The 23,713-nt window shown below is 73.3% G+C and carries 20 protein-coding genes; 5 read left to right on the forward strand and 15 right to left on the reverse strand.

Features of this window, described 5'->3' with window-relative positions; translation table 11 throughout:
• Nucleotides 1–38: 38 nt before the first annotated feature.
• Both ACFV9Q_RS14640 and ACFV9Q_RS14645 read right to left on the reverse strand, forming a co-directional pair.
• Nucleotides 39–698: a hypothetical protein gene (locus ACFV9Q_RS14640; RefSeq protein ID WP_377234997.1), complete on the reverse strand. Its 660-nt coding sequence runs from the start codon at nucleotides 696–698 to the stop codon at nucleotides 39–41.
• Between the two features lie 79 nt (nucleotides 699–777).
• Complete coding sequence (locus tag ACFV9Q_RS14645) at nucleotides 778–1,410, reverse strand: TrmH family RNA methyltransferase (protein ID WP_377234998.1); 633 nt, start codon at nucleotides 1,408–1,410, stop codon at nucleotides 778–780.
• 98 nt (nucleotides 1,411–1,508) lie between these two features.
• On the opposite strand from ACFV9Q_RS14645, the gene ACFV9Q_RS14650 reads away from it, so the two are divergent.
• Nucleotides 1,509–2,282 (forward strand): VTT domain-containing protein, encoded by a 774-nt coding sequence (locus tag ACFV9Q_RS14650; RefSeq protein WP_377234999.1) that lies wholly within the window; start codon nucleotides 1,509–1,511, stop codon nucleotides 2,280–2,282.
• Nucleotides 2,283–2,405: 123 nt separating this feature from the next.
• Complete coding sequence (locus ACFV9Q_RS14655) at nucleotides 2,406–3,182, forward strand: HAD-IIA family hydrolase (protein WP_377235000.1); 777 nt, start codon at nucleotides 2,406–2,408, stop codon at nucleotides 3,180–3,182.
• A gap of 29 nt (nucleotides 3,183–3,211) precedes the next feature.
• Here the strand turns inward: ACFV9Q_RS14655 and ACFV9Q_RS14660 are convergent, their stop codons facing one another.
• Together ACFV9Q_RS14660 and pyrE are read right to left on the reverse strand one after the other, a co-directional pair.
• Complete coding sequence (locus ACFV9Q_RS14660; protein WP_377235001.1) at nucleotides 3,212–3,937, reverse strand: hypothetical protein; 726 nt, start codon at nucleotides 3,935–3,937, stop codon at nucleotides 3,212–3,214.
• 93 nt (nucleotides 3,938–4,030) lie between these two features.
• The gene (pyrE, locus tag ACFV9Q_RS14665; RefSeq protein ID WP_377235002.1) at nucleotides 4,031–4,606 is read right to left on the reverse strand and encodes an orotate phosphoribosyltransferase; all 576 of its coding nucleotides are present in this window, start codon (nucleotides 4,604–4,606) and stop codon (nucleotides 4,031–4,033) included.
• 120 nt (nucleotides 4,607–4,726) lie between these two features.
• On the opposite strand from pyrE, the gene ACFV9Q_RS14670 reads away from it, so the two are divergent.
• Nucleotides 4,727–5,824, forward strand: a complete 1,098-nt coding sequence (locus tag ACFV9Q_RS14670) for a magnesium and cobalt transport protein CorA (RefSeq protein WP_377235003.1) — start codon at nucleotides 4,727–4,729, stop codon at nucleotides 5,822–5,824.
• Nucleotides 5,825–5,864: 40 nt separating this feature from the next.
• Here the strand turns inward: ACFV9Q_RS14670 and ACFV9Q_RS14675 are convergent, their stop codons facing one another.
• The 4 genes from ACFV9Q_RS14675 to ACFV9Q_RS14690 are packed head-to-tail and all read right to left on the reverse strand — an operon-like array spanning nucleotide 5,865 to nucleotide 9,702.
• A complete protein-coding gene (locus tag ACFV9Q_RS14675; protein WP_377235004.1) occupies nucleotides 5,865–6,644 on the reverse strand; it encodes an SDR family NAD(P)-dependent oxidoreductase in 780 nt (259 codons plus the stop codon).
• Nucleotides 6,645–6,654: 10 nt separating this feature from the next.
• Nucleotides 6,655–8,157 carry a tripartite tricarboxylate transporter permease gene (locus ACFV9Q_RS14680; protein WP_377230830.1) on the reverse strand — a complete coding sequence of 501 codons (1,503 nt, stop codon included), beginning with the start codon at nucleotides 8,155–8,157 and terminating at the stop codon, nucleotides 6,655–6,657.
• A complete protein-coding gene (locus ACFV9Q_RS14685; protein WP_377235005.1) occupies nucleotides 8,150–8,704 on the reverse strand; it encodes a tripartite tricarboxylate transporter TctB family protein in 555 nt (184 codons plus the stop codon). The genes ACFV9Q_RS14680 and ACFV9Q_RS14685 overlap by 8 nt, the downstream gene beginning before the upstream one ends.
• Nucleotides 8,701–9,702, reverse strand: coding sequence for a Bug family tripartite tricarboxylate transporter substrate binding protein (locus tag ACFV9Q_RS14690; RefSeq protein WP_377235006.1), 1,002 nt, complete (start codon nucleotides 9,700–9,702; stop codon nucleotides 8,701–8,703). Before ACFV9Q_RS14690 ends, ACFV9Q_RS14685 begins: the two co-directional genes overlap by 4 nt.
• Before the next feature lie 191 nt (nucleotides 9,703–9,893).
• Between ACFV9Q_RS14690 and ACFV9Q_RS14695 the strand changes: the two genes are divergently transcribed.
• Nucleotides 9,894–11,294, forward strand: coding sequence for an ATP-binding protein (locus ACFV9Q_RS14695; protein ID WP_377235007.1), 1,401 nt, complete (start codon nucleotides 9,894–9,896; stop codon nucleotides 11,292–11,294).
• Nucleotides 11,291–12,022, forward strand: coding sequence for a response regulator (locus ACFV9Q_RS14700; protein WP_377235008.1), 732 nt, complete (start codon nucleotides 11,291–11,293; stop codon nucleotides 12,020–12,022). The genes ACFV9Q_RS14695 and ACFV9Q_RS14700 overlap by 4 nt, the downstream gene beginning before the upstream one ends.
• A 191-nt stretch (nucleotides 12,023–12,213) precedes the next feature.
• Here ACFV9Q_RS14700 and ACFV9Q_RS14705 read toward each other — a convergent pair whose 3' ends face one another.
• The 7 genes from ACFV9Q_RS14705 to ACFV9Q_RS14735 all read right to left on the reverse strand — a co-directional run bounded on the left by ACFV9Q_RS14705 (nucleotide 12,214) and on the right by ACFV9Q_RS14735 (nucleotide 23,643).
• Nucleotides 12,214–12,633, reverse strand: a complete 420-nt coding sequence (locus tag ACFV9Q_RS14705; RefSeq protein ID WP_377235009.1) for a rhodanese-like domain-containing protein — start codon at nucleotides 12,631–12,633, stop codon at nucleotides 12,214–12,216.
• A gap of 78 nt (nucleotides 12,634–12,711) precedes the next feature.
• The gene (locus ACFV9Q_RS14710) at nucleotides 12,712–13,731 is read right to left on the reverse strand and encodes an isopenicillin N synthase family dioxygenase (protein WP_377235010.1); all 1,020 of its coding nucleotides are present in this window, start codon (nucleotides 13,729–13,731) and stop codon (nucleotides 12,712–12,714) included.
• A gap of 287 nt (nucleotides 13,732–14,018) precedes the next feature.
• Nucleotides 14,019–14,699, reverse strand: coding sequence for a hypothetical protein (locus tag ACFV9Q_RS14715; protein WP_377235011.1), 681 nt, complete (start codon nucleotides 14,697–14,699; stop codon nucleotides 14,019–14,021).
• A gap of 99 nt (nucleotides 14,700–14,798) precedes the next feature.
• Nucleotides 14,799–15,950, reverse strand: a complete 1,152-nt coding sequence (locus ACFV9Q_RS14720) for a hypothetical protein (protein WP_377235012.1) — start codon at nucleotides 15,948–15,950, stop codon at nucleotides 14,799–14,801.
• A complete protein-coding gene (locus ACFV9Q_RS14725) occupies nucleotides 15,947–16,561 on the reverse strand; it encodes an RNA polymerase sigma factor (RefSeq protein ID WP_377235013.1) in 615 nt (204 codons plus the stop codon). Before ACFV9Q_RS14725 ends, ACFV9Q_RS14720 begins: the two co-directional genes overlap by 4 nt.
• Before the next feature lie 149 nt (nucleotides 16,562–16,710).
• Nucleotides 16,711–20,169 (reverse strand): S8 family serine peptidase, encoded by a 3,459-nt coding sequence (locus ACFV9Q_RS14730; protein WP_377235014.1) that lies wholly within the window; start codon nucleotides 20,167–20,169, stop codon nucleotides 16,711–16,713.
• Nucleotides 20,170–20,265: 96 nt separating this feature from the next.
• Nucleotides 20,266–23,643, reverse strand: coding sequence for a S8 family serine peptidase (locus tag ACFV9Q_RS14735; RefSeq protein WP_377235015.1), 3,378 nt, complete (start codon nucleotides 23,641–23,643; stop codon nucleotides 20,266–20,268).
• Nucleotides 23,644–23,713 lie beyond the last annotated feature (70 nt).

Here is a 23,713-nt window from a genome sequence, read left to right on the forward strand (position 1 = left end):
CAACGGAGTTTCTCTGGTGTCCGTCGACCGCGGCCGGCTCAGAGGCCGAACGTTCGCAGCGTCGCCACGGTGACCGAGCCCAGCGTGACCAGGACCGCGAACGTCCATTCGGCCGGGGTCAGCCGGGCCTTGCCAACCTCGACCTGGCGGGTCAGGTTCTCGGGCGCACGGACCTGCCGGCGGATCCGTTCGAGGTCCTCCGCGAGCCTGACCATCGGGCTCGTCTGCTGCACCAACCTGACCTGCCAAGGGCGCTCGATGAGCCCGACCGTCGTGGACCCGCCCTCCCGGTCCGTCACCACCAGCCCGGTGTCGTCGGGCCGGACCTCCGCGACGTCACCCCAGGAGTAGTCGTGCCGCCTCCCCTCCGAGCGGATCGAGAGCCTGACACCGTCCGCCCGGACCCTGTTCCCGTCACCGACGAGGATGACGAAGCAGAGTCCGACGGTGAGTGCCGCGGCCACCCATCCGTCGACCACCCGGCCCTCCGTGTGCAGGAACAGCTTGTCCACGGGGTAGTGCGCGAAGACGTAGGGGACCCCCACGAGGATCGGCAGCAGGACGGCGCGCGACACCCAGACGGAGATGCGGGAGGGCCAGACGTACGGCAGACGCACCCCACCGTCGCGCACGGGGCGGGCACCGCGGCGACCGGCACCCCGCACCGGGATCCGGCCGACCGGGTACTCCGTGACCATGCGCGCTCCTCCTGCTCGGCGGCCGCGTGGCCGTGCAGGCAGGACAGTAGCGGCTCGGCGAGGCCTGCGAGCGCCCGCCTCAGGCGTGCTGCCGCATCCAGGTGTGCATGGCGATCGCGGCGGCCGCGCCCGCGTTGATCGAGCGGGTCGAGCCGTACTGGGTGATGTGCAGCACGACGTCGCACGCGGCCTGCGCCTCCGCCGTCAGGCCCGTCGACTCCTGGCCGAACAGCAGCACGCACTCGCGCGGCAGCGCGTGCCCCTCGATGGGCACCGACCCGGGCACGTTGTCGATGCCGACGATCGGCAGGCCGCCGGCCCACTCGGCCAGCGCCTCCGCGTCCGGGTGGTGCGTCACGTGCAGGTACCGGTCGGTGACCATCGCGCCCCGGCGGTTCCAGCGGCGTCGGCCCACGATGTGTACGCCCGCCGCGTTGAAGGCGTTGGCGGTGCGGACCACCGAGCCGATGTTGAGGTCGTGCGCCCAGTTCTCGATCGCCACGTGGAAGGGGTGCCGTCGGGTGTCCAGGTCCGCGACGATAGCCTCCACGGACCAGTACCGGTACTGGTCGGCCACGTTCCGGCGGTCGCCGGCGGCGAGCAGCTCGGGGTCGTAGCGGGGGTCGTCGGGGAGGGTGCCGGGCCAGGGTCCGACGCCGACCTCGGGCTCGGCTGCGGGCTCGGCGCCCGGCGTCGGCGGGTGCTCAGACACGGTCCACCCGGGCCGATCCGTGTGCGGGTGCTGTGACGGTTCCCGGGGCGGAAGACGTGCTGGTCATGCCGGTCATTGTGCCCCGCTACGCTCGATGCATGCTGACGACCGCACTCCCGGAAGTCGTGTCCGGACTGGCCGCCACCTCCGTCCACGCCGCGCCCGTGCCGCAGCTCCTGGGCATCGACTGGATGGACCCGAACTACCTCATCGAGCGGTTCGGGGACGCCGCGCTGGTGGGCATCGCGCTCGTCATCTTCATCGAGACCGGGCTGCTGTTCCCGATCCTGCCCGGCGACTCGCTGCTGTTCACCGCGGGTGCGCTCGTGGCGCAGGGCACGCTGCAGATCAACCTCGCGGTGCTCTGCCTCATGCTGTTCGCCGCCGCGTTCCTCGGCGACCAGACCGGGTACCTGATCGGCCGCAAGGCCGGCCCCAAGATCTTCGACAAGCCGGACTCGAAGCTCTTCAAGCGGTCCTACATCGACCAGACCAACGCCTACTTCGACAGGTACGGCGGCCGCACGATCATCGTCGCGCGGTTCGTGCCGATCGTGCGCACCTACGCCCCGGTCGCGGCCGGCGTCGGCAAGATGTCGTACCGGCACTTCGCCACGTACAACGCGATCGGCGCCCTGCTGTGGGCGGTCGGCGTGACCCTGCTGGGCTTCGTGCTCGGCAACTTCACGTTCGTCAAGGAGAACATCGAGGCGCTGCTCGTCCTCATCGTGCTGGTCTCCGTGATCCCGATGGTCGTCGAGATCTGGCGGGCCCGGCGTGCGGAGAAGGCGGCCGCGACGACGGCCCCCGAGGAGCCCGCGCCGTCGGACGCCGCCGCCCTGACTGGCGCACCGCGCGACCCGCGCGCGTAACCACGGCCCCTCCGGGGCAAGCACCACTCCTCGAAGAGGGTTACGGAGCGGTAGCAGTGCTACGTCTCCGTAACCCTCCCCGGGCAGCAACCGTTGCCCCGGCAAGACATTAGGCTGGCGCCCATGATCGAGCGGACCACCGAAGCCTGGCTCACGGACATGGACGGCGTGCTGGTGCACGAGGGCACGGCCCTCCCCGGCGGACCTGAGTTCATCAAGGCACTGCGGGACAGGGAGCTGCCGTTCCTGGTCCTGACCAACAACTCGATCTTCACGCCGCGCGACCTGCGTGCCCGGCTCGCCTACAGCGGGATCGACGTGCCGGAGGAGAACATCTGGACGTCGGCGTTGGCCACGGCGCAGTTCGTCGCCGACCAGATCCCGAACGGCAGCGCGTACGCCATCGGCGAGGCCGGCCTGACGACGGCGCTGCACCAGGCGGGCTACACGCTCACCGAGTCCGACCCCGACTACGTGGTGCTCGGCGAGACCCGCACGTACTCGTTCGAGGCGATCACCAAGGCGATCCGCCTGATCGTCGACGGCGCCCGGTTCATCTGCACCAACCCGGACGTCACCGGGCCGTCGCAGGAGGGGCTGCTGCCCGCGGCGGGGTCGGTGGCCGCCATGATCACGGCGGCGACGGGCCGGCAGCCCTACTACGTGGGCAAGCCCAACCCGGTGCTGTTCCGGTCCGCGCTCAACCTGATCGGCGCGCACTCGGAGTCGACCACCATGGTGGGCGACCGCATGGACACCGACATCCTGGGCGGCATGGAGGCCGGCCTGCAGACGTTCCTGGTGCTCACGGGGTCGACGTCGATGGAGGAGGTCGAGAAGTACCCGTTCCGTCCGAGCCACGTGGTGAACTCGATCGCGGACATCGTCGACCTGGTCTGATCCGGCCGGGCCCGGCCCGGCGGGAGCCGTCAGGTCAGGCCGGGGATCCCGAACCCGTCGATCGTCCCGCCCGACTCGAAGCGCGGGCCGCCCTTCTCCATGGGCAGCACGATGCGCGCGACGTCGGCGACCCGCTTGGCGCGCTCGGTCAGCGACGTCGCGTCCGTGCGGCCCGGACGCCACAGCAGCACCGACGGCCCCTCGATACGCAGCCGGGAACCGTGGAAGTCCGGCAGCATCACGATGTTCGCGAGGCGGGCGTCCAGGGCGCGGCGCGCGAAGAACTCGTCGGAGGTGCGCACGAGCCACTGGCCGTCGAACGCGGGGTTGTCGATCTGGACGTCCTGCGCCCCGAAGAGCTTCTGCCACTTCTCGCGGAGCCCCTCGGGCGACAGGTCGACCACGGGCTCACCCGGGAGCGCGTCGAGCGCCACGACGTGCGCCGTACGGCGCAGGCCGATACGACGCGTGTCGCCCTCCGTGCCGGACCGCCAGGTGTAGGTGAACGAGACCATGTCGAAGCCGTCGACGTTCCCGCGGACCACGTCGCGCGCCGTCCGGTCCAGGCCGACCCCGAAGGGCCGCCCGCTCCACCGCTGGGCGAGCACCGGGTCGGTGCCGACGTACTCCCAGCCGTTCGCCTCGGCCCAGCGCTCGACGTCCTGCGCGCGGCCGCGCCCCATGACACGTACCGCAGCGATGGTGAAGACGACGACGCCGACCACGAGCAGGACTAATGCGACAAATGGCCCCATGAACTTAAAGATACAGTAGGGCTAGGCAAAAGTCTCCACGAGGGAGCGATATGGGGACGGCCTGTTTTGTGCTAGGAGCGCCCCACCTCCGGCTCAGGCGAGCCCGAGATCCTCGAGGCCGTAGAGGTAGTGGTACGGCACCCCGAGCGCCTCGATCTTCTCGCCCGCACCGGTGGCCCGGTCGACGATCGTGGCCACACCCAGCACCTCGGCGCCGGCGGCCCGGGCGGCCTCGATCGCCGCGATCGGCGATCCACCCGTCGTCGTCGTGTCCTCCACGACGACCACCTTGCGGCCCGCGATGTCCGGACCCTCGATCTGGCGCTGCATGCCGTGCGCCTTCGCCGCCTTGCGCACCACGAACGCGTCGAGGTCCTGCCCGCGCGAGGCCGCCGCGTGCAGCAGCGCGTCCGCGATCGGGTCGGCACCCAGCGTCAGCCCGCCGACGGCGTCGATCTCGGCGGTGCCGAGCCCGACCTCCTCGAGGTGGTCCAGCAGCACGTGCCCCACCAGCGGGGCGGCCCGGTGGTGCAGCGTGATGCGGCGCAGGTCGACGTAGTAGTCGGCCTCCTTGCCGGAGGAGAGGGTCACCTTGCCGTGCACCACGGCGAGCTCCTTGATGAGCTCGGCGAGCTGCTCGCGCGGGGTCGGGGAGAAGTCAACGTTCACGGTGCAAGGGTACGTCGCGCGTCCCGGCCGCAGCCCCGCGCCACCGGGACCGGGACCCGGCCCCGGACCTGCATCCGGACCACGGTCCGGGTTGCCGTCCGACTCTGGGAAGGTTCTGCTGTGAGCATCATGGACAACGCGGTGTACGTGGACGGCAGGCGCACGGCCAACCCGACCAGCATCGAGGAGACCTGCGAGACGACCCGCGAGCGCGGCGGCATCGCCTGGGTCGACCTGTCGTGGCCCGAGCCGGCCGAGATCGAGGCCGTCGCCGCGGAGTTCGACCTGCACCCGCTGGCCGTCGAGGACGCGATCCACGCGCACCAGCGCCCCAAGGCCGAACACTACGGCGACGTCCTGTTCGTGGTGCTGCACCCCGCGCGCAGCGTGGACGACGACGGCGACGGGCACGTGGACCGCGTCGAGTTCGGCGAGGTGCACGCGTGGGTGGGCCCGGACTTCGTCGTCACGGTCCGGCGGTCCGTCACCCCCGACCTCGACGCGATGCGCGGCCGGCTGGAGCGGGAACCGGACCTGCTGCGCCTGGGGCCGGTCGCGATCCTGGCGGCACTGCTGGACGAGGTCGTGGACACCTACCGGCCCGTCGTCACGCGGCTGCGCGGCGACATCGACCAGATCGAGGACCAGCTCTTCTCCCGCGACCCGGAGGTGTCGTTCCGCATCTACGAGGCGACCCGCGAGGTGATCGGGCTCCAGCGTGCCACCGGCCCGCTGGTCGAGATGCTCCAGGACCTGTACGACGGCAAGCGCAAGTTCGCCGGCCAGCAGTCCGCCGCCGCGCACCCGGACGACGCCGCGCACCCGGACGGCGACGTCCAGGACCAGCGCTGGGTCGAGCTGCTGCGGAGCCTGCGCAACGTGCTCGACCACGCGATCAAGCTCTCGGGGACCTCGGACACGTTCCGGTCGCTGCTGACCAACGCGCTCGACGTGCACTCGACGCTGGTGACGCAGGAGCAGAACGAGGAGTCGCGCCGCATGACGGAGAGCAGTCTCAAGCAGAACGAGCAGATGAAGAAGATCTCCGCGTGGGCGGCCATCCTCTTCGCGCCCACGCTGATCGGCACGATCTACGGCATGAACTTCACGCACATGCCCGAGCTGCACTGGACCTTCGGCTACCCACTGGCGATCGGCGGGATGATCGGCCTGGGCGGGATCTTCTACGGGATCTTCAAGCGGGCCGGCTGGCTCTGACGGCGGGGCCGCTCCCCGGCCGGCCGCCCGCGCCGCCCCGTCAGCGGTAGCTGCCGACCGCCCGCACTGCCCAGCGCGGCATGATCCGCAGGGCCGCCGAGGCGACCTTGTAGCGCACCGACGGCGTGGAGAGGACGACGCCGCGGCGCACGTCCGCGAGCGCCGTCCGGACCACGTCCTCGGCCTCCAGCCAGCCCCACTCCGGGATGATCGAGGACTCGCCGATGCCCGCGCGCGCATGGAACTCGGTGTGCGTGAACCCGGGGGCCACCACGGTGGCCGTGACGCCGGTGCCCTTGAGCTCGGCGGCCAGCGACTCGGTGAAGGTGCGCACGTACGCCTTGGCGGCGGCGTAGGAGCCGCCCGCGGTGAGGGCGGCGACGGACCCGACGTTCAGGATCGCGCCGCGCTCCCGTTCGAGCATCTGCCCGACGGCGGCGTGGCTGAGCTCGACGACGGCCTTGACCATGACATCGATGCCCCGGCGCTCGGTGGTGATCCGGCCCGTCGCGAACGGTGAGCTCGTGGCGAACCCCGCGTTGTTCACGAGCAGCCCGACGGGCCGCAGGTCGCCGTCCTCGGGCCGGCCGCCGACGACGGCGAGCCGCCGGGCGACCCGCGCGACGTCGTCGGGCACGGAGAGGTCCGCCGGCAGGACCTCGACGGCCACGCCCGTGGCGTCCCGGAGCTGGGCGGCGACGTCGGCCAGGCGCCGGTCGTCGCGCGCCACCAGCACCAGGTCGTGCCCGCTCCCTGCGAGCTGCCGTGCGAACTCGAGGCCCAGGCCGGCGGACCCGCCCGTGATCAGTGCTGTACCCATGGGGGGCACCCTAGGCCTCCTCGGCCCGCTCCCGGCGCTTGAGCCAGAGGCCGACGACCAGGAGCACCACGATCGCGACGTACGCGGTCGCGGCGAACGGGCTGCTGACGAGGTAGGTCAGGTCGCCCTGGCTGATCGCGAGGGAGCGGCGCAGCCGGTCCTCCGCCATCGGGCCGAGGATCATGCCGACCACCAGGGGCGCCACGGGGTACCCGTACCGGCGCATGAAGAACCCGGCCAGGCCGATGAGCACCAGGAGCAGCACGTCCACGGGCGAGAAGTTCAGCGCGTAGGAGCCCAGCGCGCCGAACAGGAGGATGCCCGCGTACAGGTAGTGCCGCGGGATGTGCAGCACCTTGACCCACATGCCCACCAGCGGCAGGTTCAGCACCACCAGCATGAGGTTGCCGATGTAGAGGCTGGCGATCAGCGCCCACACCAGGGCGGACTCGCTCTGCAGCAGCAGCGGGCCGGGCTGGATGCCGTAGGACTGGAAGGCGACGATGATGATCGCCGCCGTCGCCGTCGTGGGCAGGCCCAGGGTGAGCAGCGGGACGAGCACGCCCGACGCCGCCGCGTTGTTCGCGGCCTCGGGACCGGCCACGCCCTCGATCGCGCCCTTGCCGAACTGCTTGCGCCGCGGGCCGGCGAGCCGGCGTTCGGCGGCGTAGGACAGGAAGGTCGCGACGTCGGCCCCGCCCGCGGGGATGGTGCCCACGGGGAAGCCGATGGCCGCGCCGCGCAGCCACGGCTTCCAGGACCGGCGCCAGTCGTCGCGCTTCATCCAGGTGCGCCAGCCCTTCTCGACCGGGATGATCCGGACCGGGCCGTGCCGCATCCGCGAACCCACGTACAGAGCCTCTCCGACGGCGAACAGCCCGACGGCGACGATCACGACGTCGATCCCGTCGGCCAGGTTGAGCACGCCGAACGTGAAGCGCTGCTGGCCGGTCAGCGTGTCGGTGCCGACCAGACCGAGGAACAGGCCGAGGGCGAGCGCGGCGAGGCCGCGCGGCACCGAGGACCCGAGCAGCGCGCCCACGGTGACGAAGGCGACCACCATGAGGGCGAAGTAGTCGGGCTCGCCGAGCTGCACCGCCCAGCGGGCGATCACGGGCGCCAGGAACGTGAGCGCCACCGTGGCGAGCGAGCCGGCGACGAACGAGCCGATGGCGGCGGTGGCGAGCGCGGCGGCACCGCGCCCGGCGCGCGCCATCTTGTTGCCCTCGATCGCCGTGACGATCGACGCGGACTCGCCGGGGGTGTTGAGCAGGATCGACGTGGTCGACCCGCCGTACATGCCGCCGTAGTAGATGCCGGCGAAGAGGATGATCGCCGCCGTCGGCTCCAGCGTGTACGTCAGGGGCAGGAGCAGGGCGATGGCCATGGCCGGACCGATGCCCGGCAGCACGCCCACCGCCGTACCGATGAACACGCCGAACAGCGCGTACAGCAGGTACATCGGGTGCAGCACGGTGGCGAACCCGTCGATCAGGGCCGAGAAGTTATCCACGGAGGAACGGCACCCCTTCCAGCAGCGGGCCGGCCGGGAGCGACAGCCCCAGCAGCCCGCCGAAGATCACTTGGATGACCAGGCCCAGCACGAGCCCGACCAGTGCGGCGCGCCACCAGGGGCGGGCGCCGAGGATGACCGCCGCGCCCGCGAACAGGAGCGCGGCGGCGAACGGCCAGCCCACGACGTTGATCGCGAACACGTGGACCACCAGGGTGACCACGAGCAGCACCACGGTGAGCCAGTCGGTCCGGACGGTGGGGTCGACGTCCTCGCCGCCCTCCTCCTCGCCGGCCCGGCCGCTCAGGACCAGGACGGTCAGCACGACGCCGGCGGCGACGAGCATGCCGCCCACCAGGTACGGGAACGCCCGCGGGCCGAGCGTGTTGGTCGAGCCCGGGACCGTGATGCTCCCGGCCGCCACCAGCACGTAGGCCCCGAGGGCGGTCGTGGCCAGGGCGAGCACGAGCTCGCCCCACCTGCGGCGGGGCCGTTCAGCCACCTCGGCCACCTCGGGCGCCTCGGGCGCCGTGCCGTCCGAGGTCACCGGACGAGCCCGATGTCCTTGAGCACGGCCAGGGACTCCGCGATGTTGCCCTCGAGGTACGTGTCGAACTCGTCGCCGGCGAGGAAGGCGTCGTCCCAGCCCTTCTCCTCCAGCGTGGCCTGCCAGGACTCGGACTCGGCGAGCTCGGTGACCGTGCTGGTCAGCGCCTCCCGCTGGGCGTCGTCGATCGTGCCCGGGGCGACCACGCCGCGCCAGTTGGTGAGCACCACGTCGTACCCGGCCTCGGTGAGGGTCGGCGTGTCGGGCAGGGCCTCGACGCGCTCCTCACCGGAGACGGCGAGCGCCCGCAGCTCGCCCGCGGCGACCTGCTCCGCGTACTCGCTGACCCCCGAGATGCCCGCGCTCACGTTGTTGCCGAGCAGCGCCGCCAGCGACTCGCCGCCGCCGGAGTAGGCGATGTAGTTGAGCTTGGTGCCGATGTTCTCCGACGGGATGCCGCCGGCCTGCATCAGCATCCCGGCGAGGATGTGGTCGGTACCGCCGGCGGAACCGCCGGTGATCGAGACCTTCTTGCCGTTCTCCTTGATGTCGGCCACGAGGTCGTCGACGCTCTTGTACGGCGACTCCTTCGGCACCACGATGACCTCCTGCTCCTCGGTGAGGCGGGCGATCGGGGTGGTGTGCTCGATCCGGGCCTGCGACTGGTTGGTCTCGACGGCCCCCACCATGACCAGGCCCATCACGAGCAGGGTGTTCGGGTCGGTGGCGTTGGCGATGTTCGCCAGGCCCACCGTGCCGCCCGCGCCGTCCACGTTGGTGACCGTGGCCGAGCCGACCAGGCCCTCCTCCTGCAGGTCGGCCTGCATGGCGCGGCCGGTCTGGTCCCAGCCGCCGCCGGGCCCGGCGGGCACGACGATGCTGAGCTCGTCGATCGCGGCGTCGCCGCCACCGCCGTTCGACTCCAGGACCGAACAGCCGGCGAGCGCCAGTGCCAGGACGATTCCGACGGGGGCAGCCCCGGACCGGATGATGCGCATGTCTCCTCCTCGAGCGGATGCGTGTGCGGACGGTCGGGGCCGGCTACGCCGCCGGTCCTCTGTCCGTCCGGGCGAGAGCGTAGGGAGCGGCGTCCGTATCGCCCCGGTTCTGGTCGCAACGAAGGTTGTGGTCGTTTCGGTCACGCCGTGCGGCTACCGCGCCGACGACGAACCGGTGCACACTGGCCCCCGTGAGAAGAGCGATGACGCTCCGGGTGCAGCTGCTGGCGCTGCAGGTCGTCATCGTGCTCGTGCTCGTGTGCACGACCGGGCTCGTGGCCTCCACCCTGCAGGAACGACAGCTCCGCGAGGCCTACGTCGACCGCATGTCCGGCGTGGCCCAGTCGGTCGCGCGCCTGCCCGCGATCCACGACGCGTTCGACGACGAGGACCCGGCCGCGACGATCCAGCCGATCGCCGAGGTGATCCGCGAGGCCTCCGAGGTCACCTACGTGGTCGTCACCGACGAGCACGGCGTGCGCTACTCCCACCCCGACCCGGAGCAGATCGGGCAGCGGGTCTCGACCGACCCGTCCGTGCCGCTGTCCGGCAAGGTGTGGACGGGCACGCAGACCGGCACCCTGGGCACGTCGTGGCGCGTCAAGGTGCCCGTCTTCGGCGACGCGGCCGACGACTCAACGCCCGCTCCCGTCATCGGCACCGCCAGCGTGGGCATCCTGGAGTCCGAGCTGCGCGCCGACCTGACCGACGACCGGGGCTGGCTGCTCGCCGCGCTCGCCGCGGCCGCCGTCGTCGGGGTGCTCTGCGCGGCCTGGGTGACACGCCTGGTGCGCCGCAGGATCTACCTGCTCGAACCCGAGGACATCGCGACCCTGCTGGAGACCCGCGGGCTCACGGACGCCCTGCGCTCCCAGTCGCACGAGTTCGCCAACACCGTGCACGTCATCTCGGGGCTGCTGGAGCTGGGCCGCACGGAGGAGGCGGTCGCGTTCATCGAGCGCTCCGGCCACGGCGGGCTGCTCACCGCGTCCGCCGTCGCGCCGGGCGTCCGGTCCCCCGAGATCGCCGCGCTGCTGCTGGTCAAGGCGATCACCGCGCGGGAGCGGGGCGTCACGCTCGACGTCGCGGACGAGTCCGCGCTCGACGCGCCGACGACGCCGGACGGCTCGGCGCTGCACACCGACGCCCTCATCGTGCTGGGCAACCTGATCGACAACGCGGTGGACGCCGCAGGGCCGGACGGCCGGGTCCGCGTGCTGCTCGGGACCGAGGGCGCGCGGCTGTGCCTACAGGTCGACGACGACGGCCCGGGCATCCCCGCGGCGCTGCACCACCAGGTGTTCAAGGCGGGGTTCTCGACGAAGGTGCCCGGCGACCGGGAGCACAGCCGGGGCATCGGCCTGGCCCTGGTGCGGCGCGTGGTGGACCGGCGCGACGGCGAGGTGGTGCTCGGGACCGGCGACCTCGGCGGGGCGTGCGTGCGGGTCGAGCTGCCGGTGCCGGTGGTCGTCGCCGCCGGGCGGGCTCGGGCAGGGGCCGGTGCTGCTGCCGGTGTTGGTGCCGGCGGTGTTGGTGCCGGTGTTGGTGCCGGCGTTCGTTCGGGTGCCGAGGCTCGGGAGGCCCGGCCGTGACCGGGCAGGCACGGACGCTCGTCGTCGAGGACGACCCTGTGGTCGCGACCGTGCACCGGGGCTTCGTGGAGAGCCACCCCCGGTTCGTCGTCGTGGGCGAGGCGCGGACCGGCGCGGACGCGCTGCGCCTCGTGTCCGCGCTGCGCCCCGACCTGGTGCTGCTCGACCTGCACCTGCCGGACATCGGCGGGCTCGACGTGCTGCAACGCCTGCGGATGCTGCCGGGGCCGCCGGTCGACGTCGTCGCCACGACCGCCGTCCGCGAGCTGGACAGCGTGCGCCAGGCGATGGCCGGCGGAGTGCTCGCGTACCTGGTCAAGCCCTTCACGTCCGCCGCGCTGCGGGAGCGGCTCGACGAGGTGTGGCAGCGGCGCGAGGACGTGCGCCGGGCCCAGGACACCCTCGACCAGGACGAGGTGGACCAGCTCCTGGCCGGGCCGCGCTCCGCCGACCGGCTGCCCAAGGGCCTCTCCGGCCGCAGCCGCGACCTGGTCCGGGCGGCGCTGGCGCGGTTGTGCGCCGGGGCCGCGGACGGCGCGGGGGCAGGGCCCGGGGCAGGGGCGACGGCGCCCCGCGACGCCTCGGCGGCCGAGGTCGCCGAGGCGGTCGGGATGTCGCGCGTCAGCGCCCGCCGCTACCTGGAGCACCTGGTCACGGAGGGGTACGCCCAGGTCGCGCCCCGCTACGGCGCGACGGGCCGCCCGGAGAACCGCTACCGCCCGGCGTGAGCCCGCCGCCGCCGCCGTCGGCGTCCGCCGTCCGCCGTCCGACGCGCAACGCGCAACGCGCAACGCGCAACGCGCAACGCGCGACGCGCGAAGTGCGCTTCTGCCCCGTCATCAGGCCCGGAATCGGGGCGGATACGGGCCCAATGACGGGGTAGAAGCGCACTTCGCACGTGACACCGGCAGCCCCGGCGTCAGACCGGGGCCGTCAGCGGGTCCGTCTCCGGCTGGACCGGGCCGGTCGCCGTCTCGTAGGCGAAGCCCTCCCGCACCCAGTACTCGAACCCGCCGATCATCTCCTTGACGTCGTAGCCGAGCTTCGCGAACTCCAGGGCGGCCTTGGTCGCGCCGTTGCAGGCCGGACCCCAGCAGTACACGACCACGGGCTTCTCCCGGTCGACGGTCTGCTCGGCCCGCAGGCGCACCTTGCCGCCGGGCAGGTGCACGGCGCCGGGGATGTGGCCCTGGTCCCAGCACGTCGGCGAGCGGACGTCGACCAGCGTGAACGGGCTGTTCGCGGCCAGCGCCGCGTGGACGTCGCTGACGTCGGTCTCGAAGGCGAGGCGCCCCGCGAAGTGGGTGACGGCGGCGGAGGTGTCCTGGGAGATCGTCATGGCCCGAGTCTGCGGACGCCCGGCTACCGGAGACAAGAGTCCGGATGCGCAGGGTTTCTGAAGCATCCGTAAGGCCGGCTACTCCGAGCGCCCGGCCGCCGCCTGGAGCAGGTGCGGGTGCTGCGCCTCCACCACGTTGGGGTGCGCCCGCACCCGGCTCTTGAGCCAGTTGTCGCCGAACACCGCGTGCAGCGGGTTCGCGGGGTCCAGCGTGACGCCGGGCGCGGCGGCGCGGAGCGACTCCGGCAGCTCGACGTCCGGGATCGTCGCGTCGAGCGCGGGCCCGTGGAAGTACGGGATCGAGATGCGCTCGGTGCCCGCCGGCGGGGACACGACGCGGTGCAGGGTCGCCTTGAGGTAGCCGTCCGTCGCGATCTCCAGCAGCTCGCCGATGTTCACGACGAACGCCCCGGCGGGCGGGACGACGTCGAGCCACTCGCCGTCCTTCTCGACCTGGAGGCCCGCCTTGCCGTCCTCGACGGAGAGGAGCGTGAGCACCCCGAGGTCCTTGTGCGCGCCGACGCCCTGCGCGGGCGCGGCCGCCTCGACCCCCGGGTAGCGGGCGATCTTCAGGTGGGGCGAGGGCCGCTCGAACACGGCGTCGAACGTCTCCGACGGCGCGCCGAGCGACTCGGCCCAGGCCCGCAGCAGGCGGGTCGCGACGCCGTCGAGCCGGCTCAGCCACTCCTCGGCGACCTCGCGCAGGGCCGGGAGCGCCTCCGGCCAGAGGTTCGGTCCCTCCAGGACCCAGTAGTCGGGAACGCCGGGTCCGGCGGGCACCGCCGGCCGCTCGGCGCCGATGTCGATCTGCTCGCGCTGGTCCACGCGGCCGAGCGTGCGTTCGCCGCCCATCCGCGTCCAGCCGCGGAAGTGGGGGCTGTGGACGTTCTCGATCGCGCGCTTCTGCTCCTCGGGGAGCGCGAAGAACTCGCGGGCGGTGGCGTACGCGCGGTCGATCAGGTCGCGCGGGACGCCGTGGCCGACCAGGGAGAAGAAGCCGACCTCGTGGGTGGCGCGCCGCAGCTCGTCACGGAAACGGGCCTGGTCGTCGCGGTCGCCGTCGAGCAGCGAGAGGTCCAGTACGGGGATGCCGGGCATGGTGAGGGTCCTTTCGAGGGTGCCGGGTGGGTGCGCCGACGGCGGCCGCCCCGACATCCACAGACACCTCCGCCAGGTGCTCCCGGCCTCCGGACGGAGGAGTGCGGGAGCCCGGCGCGTGCGCACGGGGATGCGATGTGAGCAGGAGCTGCTGTCGGCGGCGCGAGGAGACGCGCCAGGGGGTCGCCCGGTGGGCGACCGCTCAGCGGCGACAGCAGGTACAGAGGAAGGTGCTCACGATGTGAGACACGGTAGCACCCGGACCCGCGGAACGGCAGGGGTCCGCCTCAGTCGGTCACGACCTCGCGCAGGAACCGGACGACCCGGCGGGCCCGGAACATCAGCGCGTACCCGATCGCGATCACGTGGCCCACCACGCGCATCGTCTCGTTCACGGCGCCCTCGAGCAGGGTGTCCTCGTCGTCGACCACGCCGTCCCGCGCCGAGCGCAGGCTCAGGATCTTGGCCCGGTCGTCGGGGCCCAGCTCCTCCAGCAGCTTCGGCACCGCGGAGAGCGACTGCGCGAACGGCGCGTTGCGTTCGAGCACGGGCTTGATGATGTCCTCGGGTTCGAGGAACTTGCCGGCGATGATCACGACGGCGACGATCGAGCGGCGTCGGGCGTACTCCGCGAGCACCGCGCCCGCGCCGGCGGACGCGCCCATGAGGGCAACCCGCTCGCCCCGCTGCTCGAACTGCTCGACCAGGGCGTCGAGGCGGTCCAGCCGCTCCTCGAACGAGGCGTCCGACGACCAGCGCACGCGGAACATCGTCGTGCGCACGCCCAGGGCGCGCCAGGTGCGCAGCGCCTCGCGCTGGAGGTGCACCAGCGGCGGCATGCGATCGCCGAGCCCGGGGACGTAGATCAGGCGGATCGGGGGCTTGCCGTGGTGCGTCGCCCGGGCGTCGGGGAGGCCGTCGTCGGGCGCGGGCAGGTCGCCGTCGCCGCTGGTCACGTGCTCGCTCATCTCGCGCAGGAGGCTACACCGGCGCGGGGCTCGGCACGTGTCAGACGTACAGGTCACCCGGGGTGACCTGTACGTCTGACACGTGCGCCGGAAGCTGCGTCAGCGGTCCAGGAAGGGCACCAGTCGTGGATCGTCGAGCTCGAGGGGCTGGACGGAACGCGCACGCGCCTTGAGCGTCTCCAGGTCCGCGCCGGCGTCCAGGAGCCAGAAGCGGGCACCGTCCCTGTCCCACTTGAGGCTCGGCGGGTTGGACCCCGTGCCCTGCAGACCCTTGCCGTAGAGAGCGGTGCGACCGTCGAAATCGACCGCCTCGTAGTCGCTCCCGTCGGCGATGCCGGCCTCGATCGGCGTCGTGACCGGCCACGTCACCCAGAGGTACGAGTTGACGTCGTCGTGGTACATCCGCCAGAGGTAGAGCGTGGTGCCGGGTTCCACCTCCGGTGCCTCGACCTGCTCGAAGCCGTCCGGCACGGGACCCGTCGCGGAACCGTCCGGGCCGTAGGTGAGGGACTGCAGGATCGCTCGGAACTCCTCGGTCGAGATGCCACCGGCCTGGGCGGTCCAGGGATCTCCGAGCTCGTCGATCCACTGCACGTAGTGGTCCCCCGACGGGAGTGTCCCCACCTCCGCCTGGTCCAGCGAGGCGCGCGGAAGAGGGACGTCCACCCCCATCTTGCCCGCGTACACGGCCACGGCCCGCCCATCTGCCGCGTCGGCGAACACCACGGCGGCGACGCGCCCCGCGCACTCCACCGACGCGCTGTGCACCCTCGGCGCGGCCGTCACCGGGACGTCCGGCAGCGTCCAGCCGTGGTCGAGCACACCGGACCACTCGGACGGCGGGATCACCGGGGAACCGTCGAGGCTGGAGCTGGGTCCGTCGCACTGTGCGGACGAGTCCTCCTCCGGGGTGGCCGACGGCGAGGCGGTGGAACCCGTGCGGGGATCCGGCTTCACCATCTGCGGGCCGACGTCCGCCGGCTGCGCCCTGTCGTTGACCAGGACCGCCCCCACACCGATCCCGAGCAGCAGCCCGGTGGCGGTCAGCAGGACCAGGACCCGTCCCACGCCCCAGGTGCGGCGCGAGTCCGCCGCGACGAGACGTTCCCGGCCGCCCACGGTGATCACCCCGTCCGCCTGCTCGTGCCGCCGCCCCCGCTCGAAGGTCGCGCGCGCGACCTCCAGGCCGGTGTCGTCCACGGCTCCGTCCGGTGCGAGCTCCAACAGGTCGTCGTACCGCGTGCGGTTCATCGTGCCCTCCTCACGGCCGGGTCGGCCACGGTGCCGGCGGGACCGGCCTCAGGTGCCCGGCGTCCTGCGTCGGACGCGGACGACGTCGACGGCTCCACGCTCTCGGACTCCAGCCGGCGGCGCGCCCGCGACAACCGCATCTTGAACGCCGCGACCGAGCATCCGGCCACCCGCGCGGCGTCGGCCGGCGCGAGCCCGTCCCACCCGGTGAGCAGCAGGGCCTCGCGCTCCTTCGGCGCGAGCCGGAGGAGCGCCGCGATCATCGAGTCGCGGCGGCTCACGGTCACCACCGTGTCCTCCACCGCACGGGCGACACGCGCCAGGCGGACCAGCTCCCCCTCGGCCGCGCTGCGCCGTCGGGCGGCGCGGCGCTGGTTGCGCACCACGTTGCGCGCGGCTACCAAGAGCCAGGGCAGCGGGTCGCCGGGCAGGGTCGCCAGGCGCCGCCACGCGACGAGGAAGGTCTCCGAGACCACCTCCTGCGCGTCGTGCGGCTCCACGTGGCGCAGGGCATAGGCCTGGACGCGCCAGGCGTACGCGCGCCAGAGCTCGGTGATCCGGTCCTCGTCCGACGGAGGATCGCCGTCGGGAAGACTTCGTAAGGTCGTCACGTACTGGAATGTCCGCTCGCGCGCCGGGGTAACAGGTCTCGACGATCCCACCGCGAGACCGCGGACGCGTCAGACGCCCGCGCCCGTGGCAGACGTACAGGTCACCGGGGGACCTGTACGTCTGCCATGGGCGGCGGTGGGGCGGCGGGTCAGCGGACGGCGTACGCGCGCGTCACCGTCTGCTTCACCGTGCCGCCCGACGCGTCCCGCGCCTCGACCCGGAGCGACACGTGCTCGGTGCCGCGCGGCACCCGTACCGTCCCGGTGAACGTCCCCGGCCGCCGGTCGGCGAGGGGCACGGCGTGCCAGGTCGCGCCGTCGTCCGCGGACCACCACAGACGGGCGGACGTGACCCGGTGCTTGGCGGACCGGCCGTCCGGGGTGCCGGCCGTGACGCCGTCCGGGGCGCCGGCCTGGTGCCCCGCCGTGAGCGTGACCCGCGTGCTGCGGGGTGCCGCGTTGCGCACGTCGAGGCCCTTGACCACGTAGCCGACGTCGAGCACGGCCGGGCCGGCATCCGGCGCCGCGCGGAACCGCCACTCGGTGCGCGTCCGCGTGGACAGACCCCACCATGGCGCGTCCTGGCTCGCGTCGAGGACCACGCGGTGCGCGGCACCGCCCGCGGGGATCGCTACCTCGGCCGAGGGCCGCTTCTGGTCGAGCACGGCCTCGCCGTCCTGCCAGACCCGCAGACGCATGCTCTGCCCGCCGAAGGACTCGAACGGGTGCCCCTCGGCGTCGCTCCAGGGCACGAGGCGGAGGCCGAGCGTGTCGTCGGTGATCGTGAACGCGCCCGACCCCGCCCGCGTGCTCAGGACGGCGCCGCCCACCGTGGTCCGGGCCTTCTCCCGGGGCGCATAGGTGCGCGCCACGGCGTCGAAGTAGCCCTGCTGCGTGTCGTCCGCCGAGCCCGTGTACACCTGGTGGCCCCAGGCGACGCCGTTCGCGCTCAGGTACTCGGTGCGCCGGCCCGGGATCGTGACCGGGCTGCCCACGGCCGAGCCCCACTGGTGACCCGGCGCGGTGCTGACCCGGGCGCTCTCGGCGTGGTGGTCGGCGCCGAGGGACGCGTAGGTGGTCGTGACCGCGGCCGTGTCGCGGGCTGTCGCCCGGAAGCGGAACGTGTCCACCACGTCCTGCGTGTACAGCAGGTCGTAGGTGTACGACGGCGCCCGGCCCGCCGCCACCGGCTGCTCCAGGACGAAGTGGGTCTGCAGGTCGTACGTGCCGACCGTGACCGGCGCGTCCGTCGGCGTCGCGTACGCCTTCGCCTCGTCCCCCACCACGGTGCCGAACCCGTACGGGTCGTCGCCCGCCGCCGTGGTCCGGGTGTCCTCCAGCGCGATCCACCGGACCTCGGCGGGCCGGTGGGTGGACACGGTGAGCTCGCGCGCCTCGCGGGCGTCGAGCACGACCGTGGTGTCGTCGGCGACGGTCACCTCCGGCCGGAGCACGGCGGACACCTCGGAGACGACGTACTCCTCGTCGGTGGTCCACAGGAAGCCCGTGACCGAGTACCGGCCCGGCGGCACCCGCAGGTCCAGGCCCTCGGGGCCGATCTCCTGGTGCTCGTCGAACAGCGTCGGGTCGTCCACGTTCACGATGCGCACGCTCGACGACCCGGTGTGCGGCTCGCCGTCACGCCCGAGCGTCCGGACGTCCAGGTCCGCGAGGTCGGGCTCCTTGTACCAGCCGAGGGGCGTACGGATCTCGCGACCCTCGGCGTCCGTGGCCGTGATCGCGCCCGAGTAGCGGCGCTCGACGGCGCCGACCGTGGGGTCGACGCCGACGTCGACCGTCGCCGTGCCCCCGGCGGGCACCGTCAGGGACGCGGCGCCGAGCGTGACGGCGCCGGCGGGCAGCGGCTCGCCGTCCTGGTCCGACGCCTCGACCGCGAGGTCCAGCGTGACCTCGGCCGCGCCGGGGTTCTCGTAGGTGAGCGTCCTCGTCGAGGTGCCCTCCTGCGGGTACTCGAAGCCGCCGAACGACAGCGACGCGGGCGTCGGCACGACGGGCAGGGCGAGGGCGGCGGGCACGAGGACGCGGCCGGCGCCCTCGTCGAACGCACCGCCGCTGGTGTGCCGGGCCGAGCCCATGAGGACCGCCTTGAGCTGCGGCCCCGTCAGCTCGGGGCGCGCCTGCTTGAGCACGGCGGCCGCGCCGGCCACGTGCGGCGTGGCCATGGAGGTGCCGCTCCAGGCCGTATAGGGGCCGGTGTCCTCCCCCTCGTTGGTGCCGGCGGCACGGGCCGCGACGATCTCGACGCCCGGCGCCGTGATGTCCGGCTTGATGGCGTAGTCCCTCAGCCGCGGCCCGCGGCTGGAGAAGTACGCGACCTGGTCGTCGTCGTCCACGGCGCCCACCGTCAGGGCCGAGTCGGCGGCCCCCGGCGGGACGACGGCGCCGTACAGGCCCTCGTTGCCCACAGCCACGACGAACAGCGTGCCGTACCGGTCGCTCAGCGTGTCGACGGCCATCGAGAACGGGTCCGTGCCGTCGGTGTAGCGCTCGGACTCGCCGAGGCTCATGTTCACCACCTGCGCGCCGGCCTCCGCGATCCACTCCATGCCGTCGATGATCGACGACGCCTCACCGCCGCCGAAGTCGTCGAGCACCTTGCCGACCAGGAGGTCGGCGCCCGGCGCCACGCCGCGGTTGTCGCCGTCCGACGCCTCGCCCGAGCCCAGGGCGATCGAGGCCACGTGCGTGCCGTGGCCGTACCGGTCCACGGTGTCGCCGGAGCCGGTGAAGTCGCGCGCCCCGACGAGCACGTCGTCGAGGTCGGGGTGGGTCGCGTCGATGCCGGAGTCGAGCACGCCGACGGTCACCCCGTCGCCGGTGTACCCGGCGTCCCAGGCGGTCGGCGCGCCGATCTGCGGCATCGAGTCCACGTCGAGCGCCTCGACGTGGCCGTCCAGCCAGACCTTCACGGCCGGCGTGGCCGGCGCACCAGGCGCGGACGGCGCCGCCGAGCGGGCCGCGGGAGCCAGGTCCAGCGTCGCGAGCAGGTCGGCGGCCGCGGCCCGGTCCAGGTCGGCCGAGACCGCGCCGACCGACGGCAGGCTCCGCTCGGGTTCGAGGCCGAGCGCCGCCCAGTCGAGCTCGTCGCGCTGCGCGAGGCGGGCCGAGGCCGCGGCGCCGGTCCCGTCCGGGGTGGCGGACGCGGTGGCCGCCGCGTCCGCCACCGCGGCGTCCTGCACGATGACGGGGACCGTGTCCCGGTGCCCGTCGTCGTACCCGGCGGCGACGAGGCCCGTGACGTCGAACAGCGCCGGGTCCAGGCGGTCGGGCACGAGGCGGGCGACGTCGCCGGGGATCACCTGCACGCGGTCGCCCTGGACCAGCTTCTGGAAGGCGATCCCCTCGCGGCCCGCGGCGGGCCGCACCGTGACGGACCTGCGGCCGTCGGGGTACCGCCCGACGTCGACCTGGTCCCCCGTGATCAGGGTGACGGTCGCGGACGACGCCGGTGCGGCCGCCGTCCCGCCCGCCGCACCGGCGTCCGCCCCGCCGGACCCCGTCCCCCCGGACGACCACGCCGGTACCCCCGTACCCAGCGCGACCGCCACCGCGATCGCCGCTGCCGCTGCACCCGTTCTGGCGCGCATCTGCCTGTCTCCTTCGTGAGGACGCCGGCGGTCGAACACCGCCTTCACGAGGGCAGACGCCGCGTGCGCCCAGTTCGTTGGGGTTGCGGCGGCGGGTCAGCGGACGCCGTAGGCGCGGACCACCGTCTGCCGGATCGTCGTACCCGCCCGGTCCTTGGCCCCGACACGGAGCGAGACGTGCTCCGTACCCGCCGGGACCCGTAGGTCAGCGGCGTAGACGCCCGCGCCGGTCCGGTGCAGCGCCGCCTTGCGCCAGGTGGCACCGTCGTCCGGCGACCACCACAGCCGGGCCTCGGTGACCTTGCCGCCCGAGCTGCCGGCCTGGTGCCCGACGGTCACGGTGGCCCTGGTCCGCGCGGGTGCCGTGTTCGCCAGGTCCATGCCGTCGACGTCGAGCGCGACGTCCAGCACGGGCAGGTCGACCGGATCGGCACCGAGACCCGCGGGCTCCGCGTGGAAGGTCCACTCGGTGCTCACCCTCGTGGACCGGTTCCACCAGCTCAGGTCCCGCTCACCGTCCAGGACGACGCGGTAGTCGGCTCCTCCGGCGGGGACGGGGACGTCCGCCCGGTAGCCGTCGACGTCGACCACCTGGGCGCCGTCCTGCCACACCGCCAGGTGGTCGGACAGCTCGTACCCCGAGGACGTGTGCCCGTCGGCGTCGGTCCACCCCGGGACGACCAGGGCGAGCGAGTCGCCCTGGGTCTGGAACAGGCCGTCCGCGCGGAGCCGGGCGTTGATCACCGCACGGCCGATGGTCTCCGTGACCTCCTCGCCCGGCGCGTACACGCGGCCCTCGTCGTAGAAGTACACCGCCTCGGAGCCGTCATCCGGCACGATGCTGGAGCCACCGAACCAGCTCACGTCCGGGCTGACGTACTCGGTGCGGACACTGCCCGGGTCGACCGCCCGACGGTACTCGGGACGATTGATCCACCACCTCCCGGGGGCCTCGGCGAACCGTGAGCCCCGCACCTGGGCGCCAGGACCGAGATCGGCGTGACCGACCTGGACCGCCGCGGTGTTCTCCGACGTCGCCGCGAACGCGGGCGTCTTCACGGAGTCCTGGACGTACATCAGGTCGTACACGTACGCGGGAGCCTGCTCGCCGGTGGTCGGTGCGGCCAGGGCGAACCCCACGCTCAGGTCCAGGCCGCCCTCGGACGCCGGACCGGTCGGCGTCAGGTAGACGTCGGTGTCACCGGGAACGGTGTTGCGGCGCCCGTTGAGGTGGCCGTCGGGCACGTCGGTCCGGAAGACGCCGACGGTGACCGACTGCCGGTCCGCCGGCCGCTCGGTGGTGACGGTGACCGGCTCTGCCCGGCGCGCGTCGAGGAGCACGGTGGTGTCCGCCGTCACTTCGATCTCGGGCTCGACGGCCGTCGTCAGCTCGGTGATCTCGCCGTCCGCGTCCTGCTCGTACAGGTCACCGAGGATCGAGTACGTCCCGGTCGGGACCCGCAGGGTCTTCCGGCCGCCGTCGAGCTGGACGGAGTCGTTGAGCACGGTGCCGTCGTCGACGTTCAGCACGCCCGCCTCGCCGTCGTGCGCCTCGCCGTCCCTGCCGACCGCCTCGATCGTCAGGTCGTAGCGCTCGGACTCCTTGGACCAGCCGAGGGCGGTGCGGATCTCGCCGCCGCCGACAGCGGCAGCGACGACCGCCCCCGAGGACCGCCCGGCCCCGCCGGTGGTGCGGTCCACGGTGACGTCCACGGTGGCGGTGCCCTGCGCGGGCACGGTCAACGAGGCCGCCGAGAGGGTGAGCGCACCGGTCGGCACGGGCACGCCGTCCGGGCCGGTCGCGTCGACCTCGAGATCGAGGGTGACCTCGGCGCCCGTCGGGTTCTCGTACGTGAGGGTCCGCGTCTCGAACCCCGTCTGCGGGAACCTGAGGGTGCCGAAGGAGAGCGACGCGGGCGAAGCCTCGACCCGCTGGGCCAGGGCGGTCGGCAGGTAGATCCGGCCGGCGCCCTCCTCCCAGACCGTCCCGGAGGTGGGCTCGGCCGAGCCCATGAGGATCGCCTTGATCTCCTGGCCCGTGAGCTCCGGCCGGGCCTGCTTGAGCACCGCGGCAGCGCCCGCGACGTGCGGGGCGGCCATCGACGTCCCCGAGGCGGAGACGTGGTCGTCGTCCACGACCGTGCCCATCGCCGTGCCCGCCGCCCGGGCCGCGACGACGGCGGCGCCCGGGGCAGTCACGTCCGGCTTGAGGCCGTCGTCCCCGGCGCGCGGCCCGCGGCTGGAGAACCAGGTGACCTCGTCGGAGTCGTCGACAGCCCCCACCGTGAGGGCGGACGCGGCGGACCCGGGCGCGGTCACCGTCCCGTTGCCGTACTCCCCCTCGTTGCCCGCGGCGACGACGAAGAGGGTGCCGTGCTCGGCGCTCAGCGCGTCCAGGGCCAGGGACCCGGGGTCCGTCCCGTCGCTGTAGTTCCCGGGCTGGCCGAGGCTGAGGTTGACGACGTCGGCTCCCTCGCCGGCGGCCCACTCCATCCCGTCGATCATCCAGGACGTCTGGCCGTAACCGTCGTCGTCCAGGACCTTGCCGACCAGCAGGTCGGCGTCGGATGCCACGCCGCGGTTCACGCCCCCGGACGCGTCTCCGGAACCGAGTGCGATTGAGGCGACGTGCGTGCCGTGCCCGACGCGGTCGGCGGTGCTGCCCGATCCGGTGAAGTCGCGCGCGCCGACCTGCACGTCGTCCAGGTCGGGATGGGTGGTGTCCACGCCCGTGTCGAGGACCGCCACGGTCACGCCCTCGCCCGTGTACCCGGCGGCCCAGGCCTCGGGCGCGCCGATCTGGGGCGTCGAGTCCGCGTCGAGCGCCTCGACCGGCGCGTCGAGCCAGACCTTCAGGTCGGATGCCGGGGCGGACGACGTCCGGGCGTCCGCCGGCGGCTCCTGGAGGGCGGACAGCAGGGTGGACGCCGCTGCCCGGTCGAGGTCCGCCGCCACAGCGTCCACGGACTCCAGCTCGCGCTCGGGCTCGATGCCCAGGTCCGCCCAGTCGGGTTCGGCCGACGCCGCCCGCGCGCCCTTCGCCGCCCCGCCGGAGCCGGGCGCCGCCTGGACGATGACGGGGACGGTGCCCGAGGACTGGTCCCGCTCGGCGTCGGCCAGGCCGGTGACGTCGAACAGCGCCCGGTCCAGACGGTCCGGGACCAGCCCGGCCACGTCCGTCGGGATGACGTACAGCCGGTCGTCCACCAGCCGCTGGAGGAATACGACGCCCTCGCGCCCCGCCCCGTGCTCGATGCCGACCAGCCGGGGGTGACCGGCGGACCGGGTCAGGGTGACCCGGTCACCCGTGATCAGCGTGACGGTCGCCGGGGTGGACCCGCTCGTGGCCGGCCGTGGGGTCGCCGCGGACGTCGGGGCTCCCGGTGGGTTCGCCGGGACCGCGGCGGAAGCCGCCGCGCCCCCGCCCGCCAGGACTGCGGCGAGCACCACTGCCGCACCTGTTCTGACACGCATCTGCTGTCTCCTTCGCCAGGGATGGGCGGCAGGTGCCGCCCGCAGCAGGGCAGACGAACAGGGAGGTCAG

This window comes from Promicromonospora sp. NPDC059942 (assembly GCF_042731755.1).
Taxonomy (GTDB): Bacteria; Actinomycetota; Actinomycetes; order Actinomycetales; family Cellulomonadaceae; genus Promicromonospora.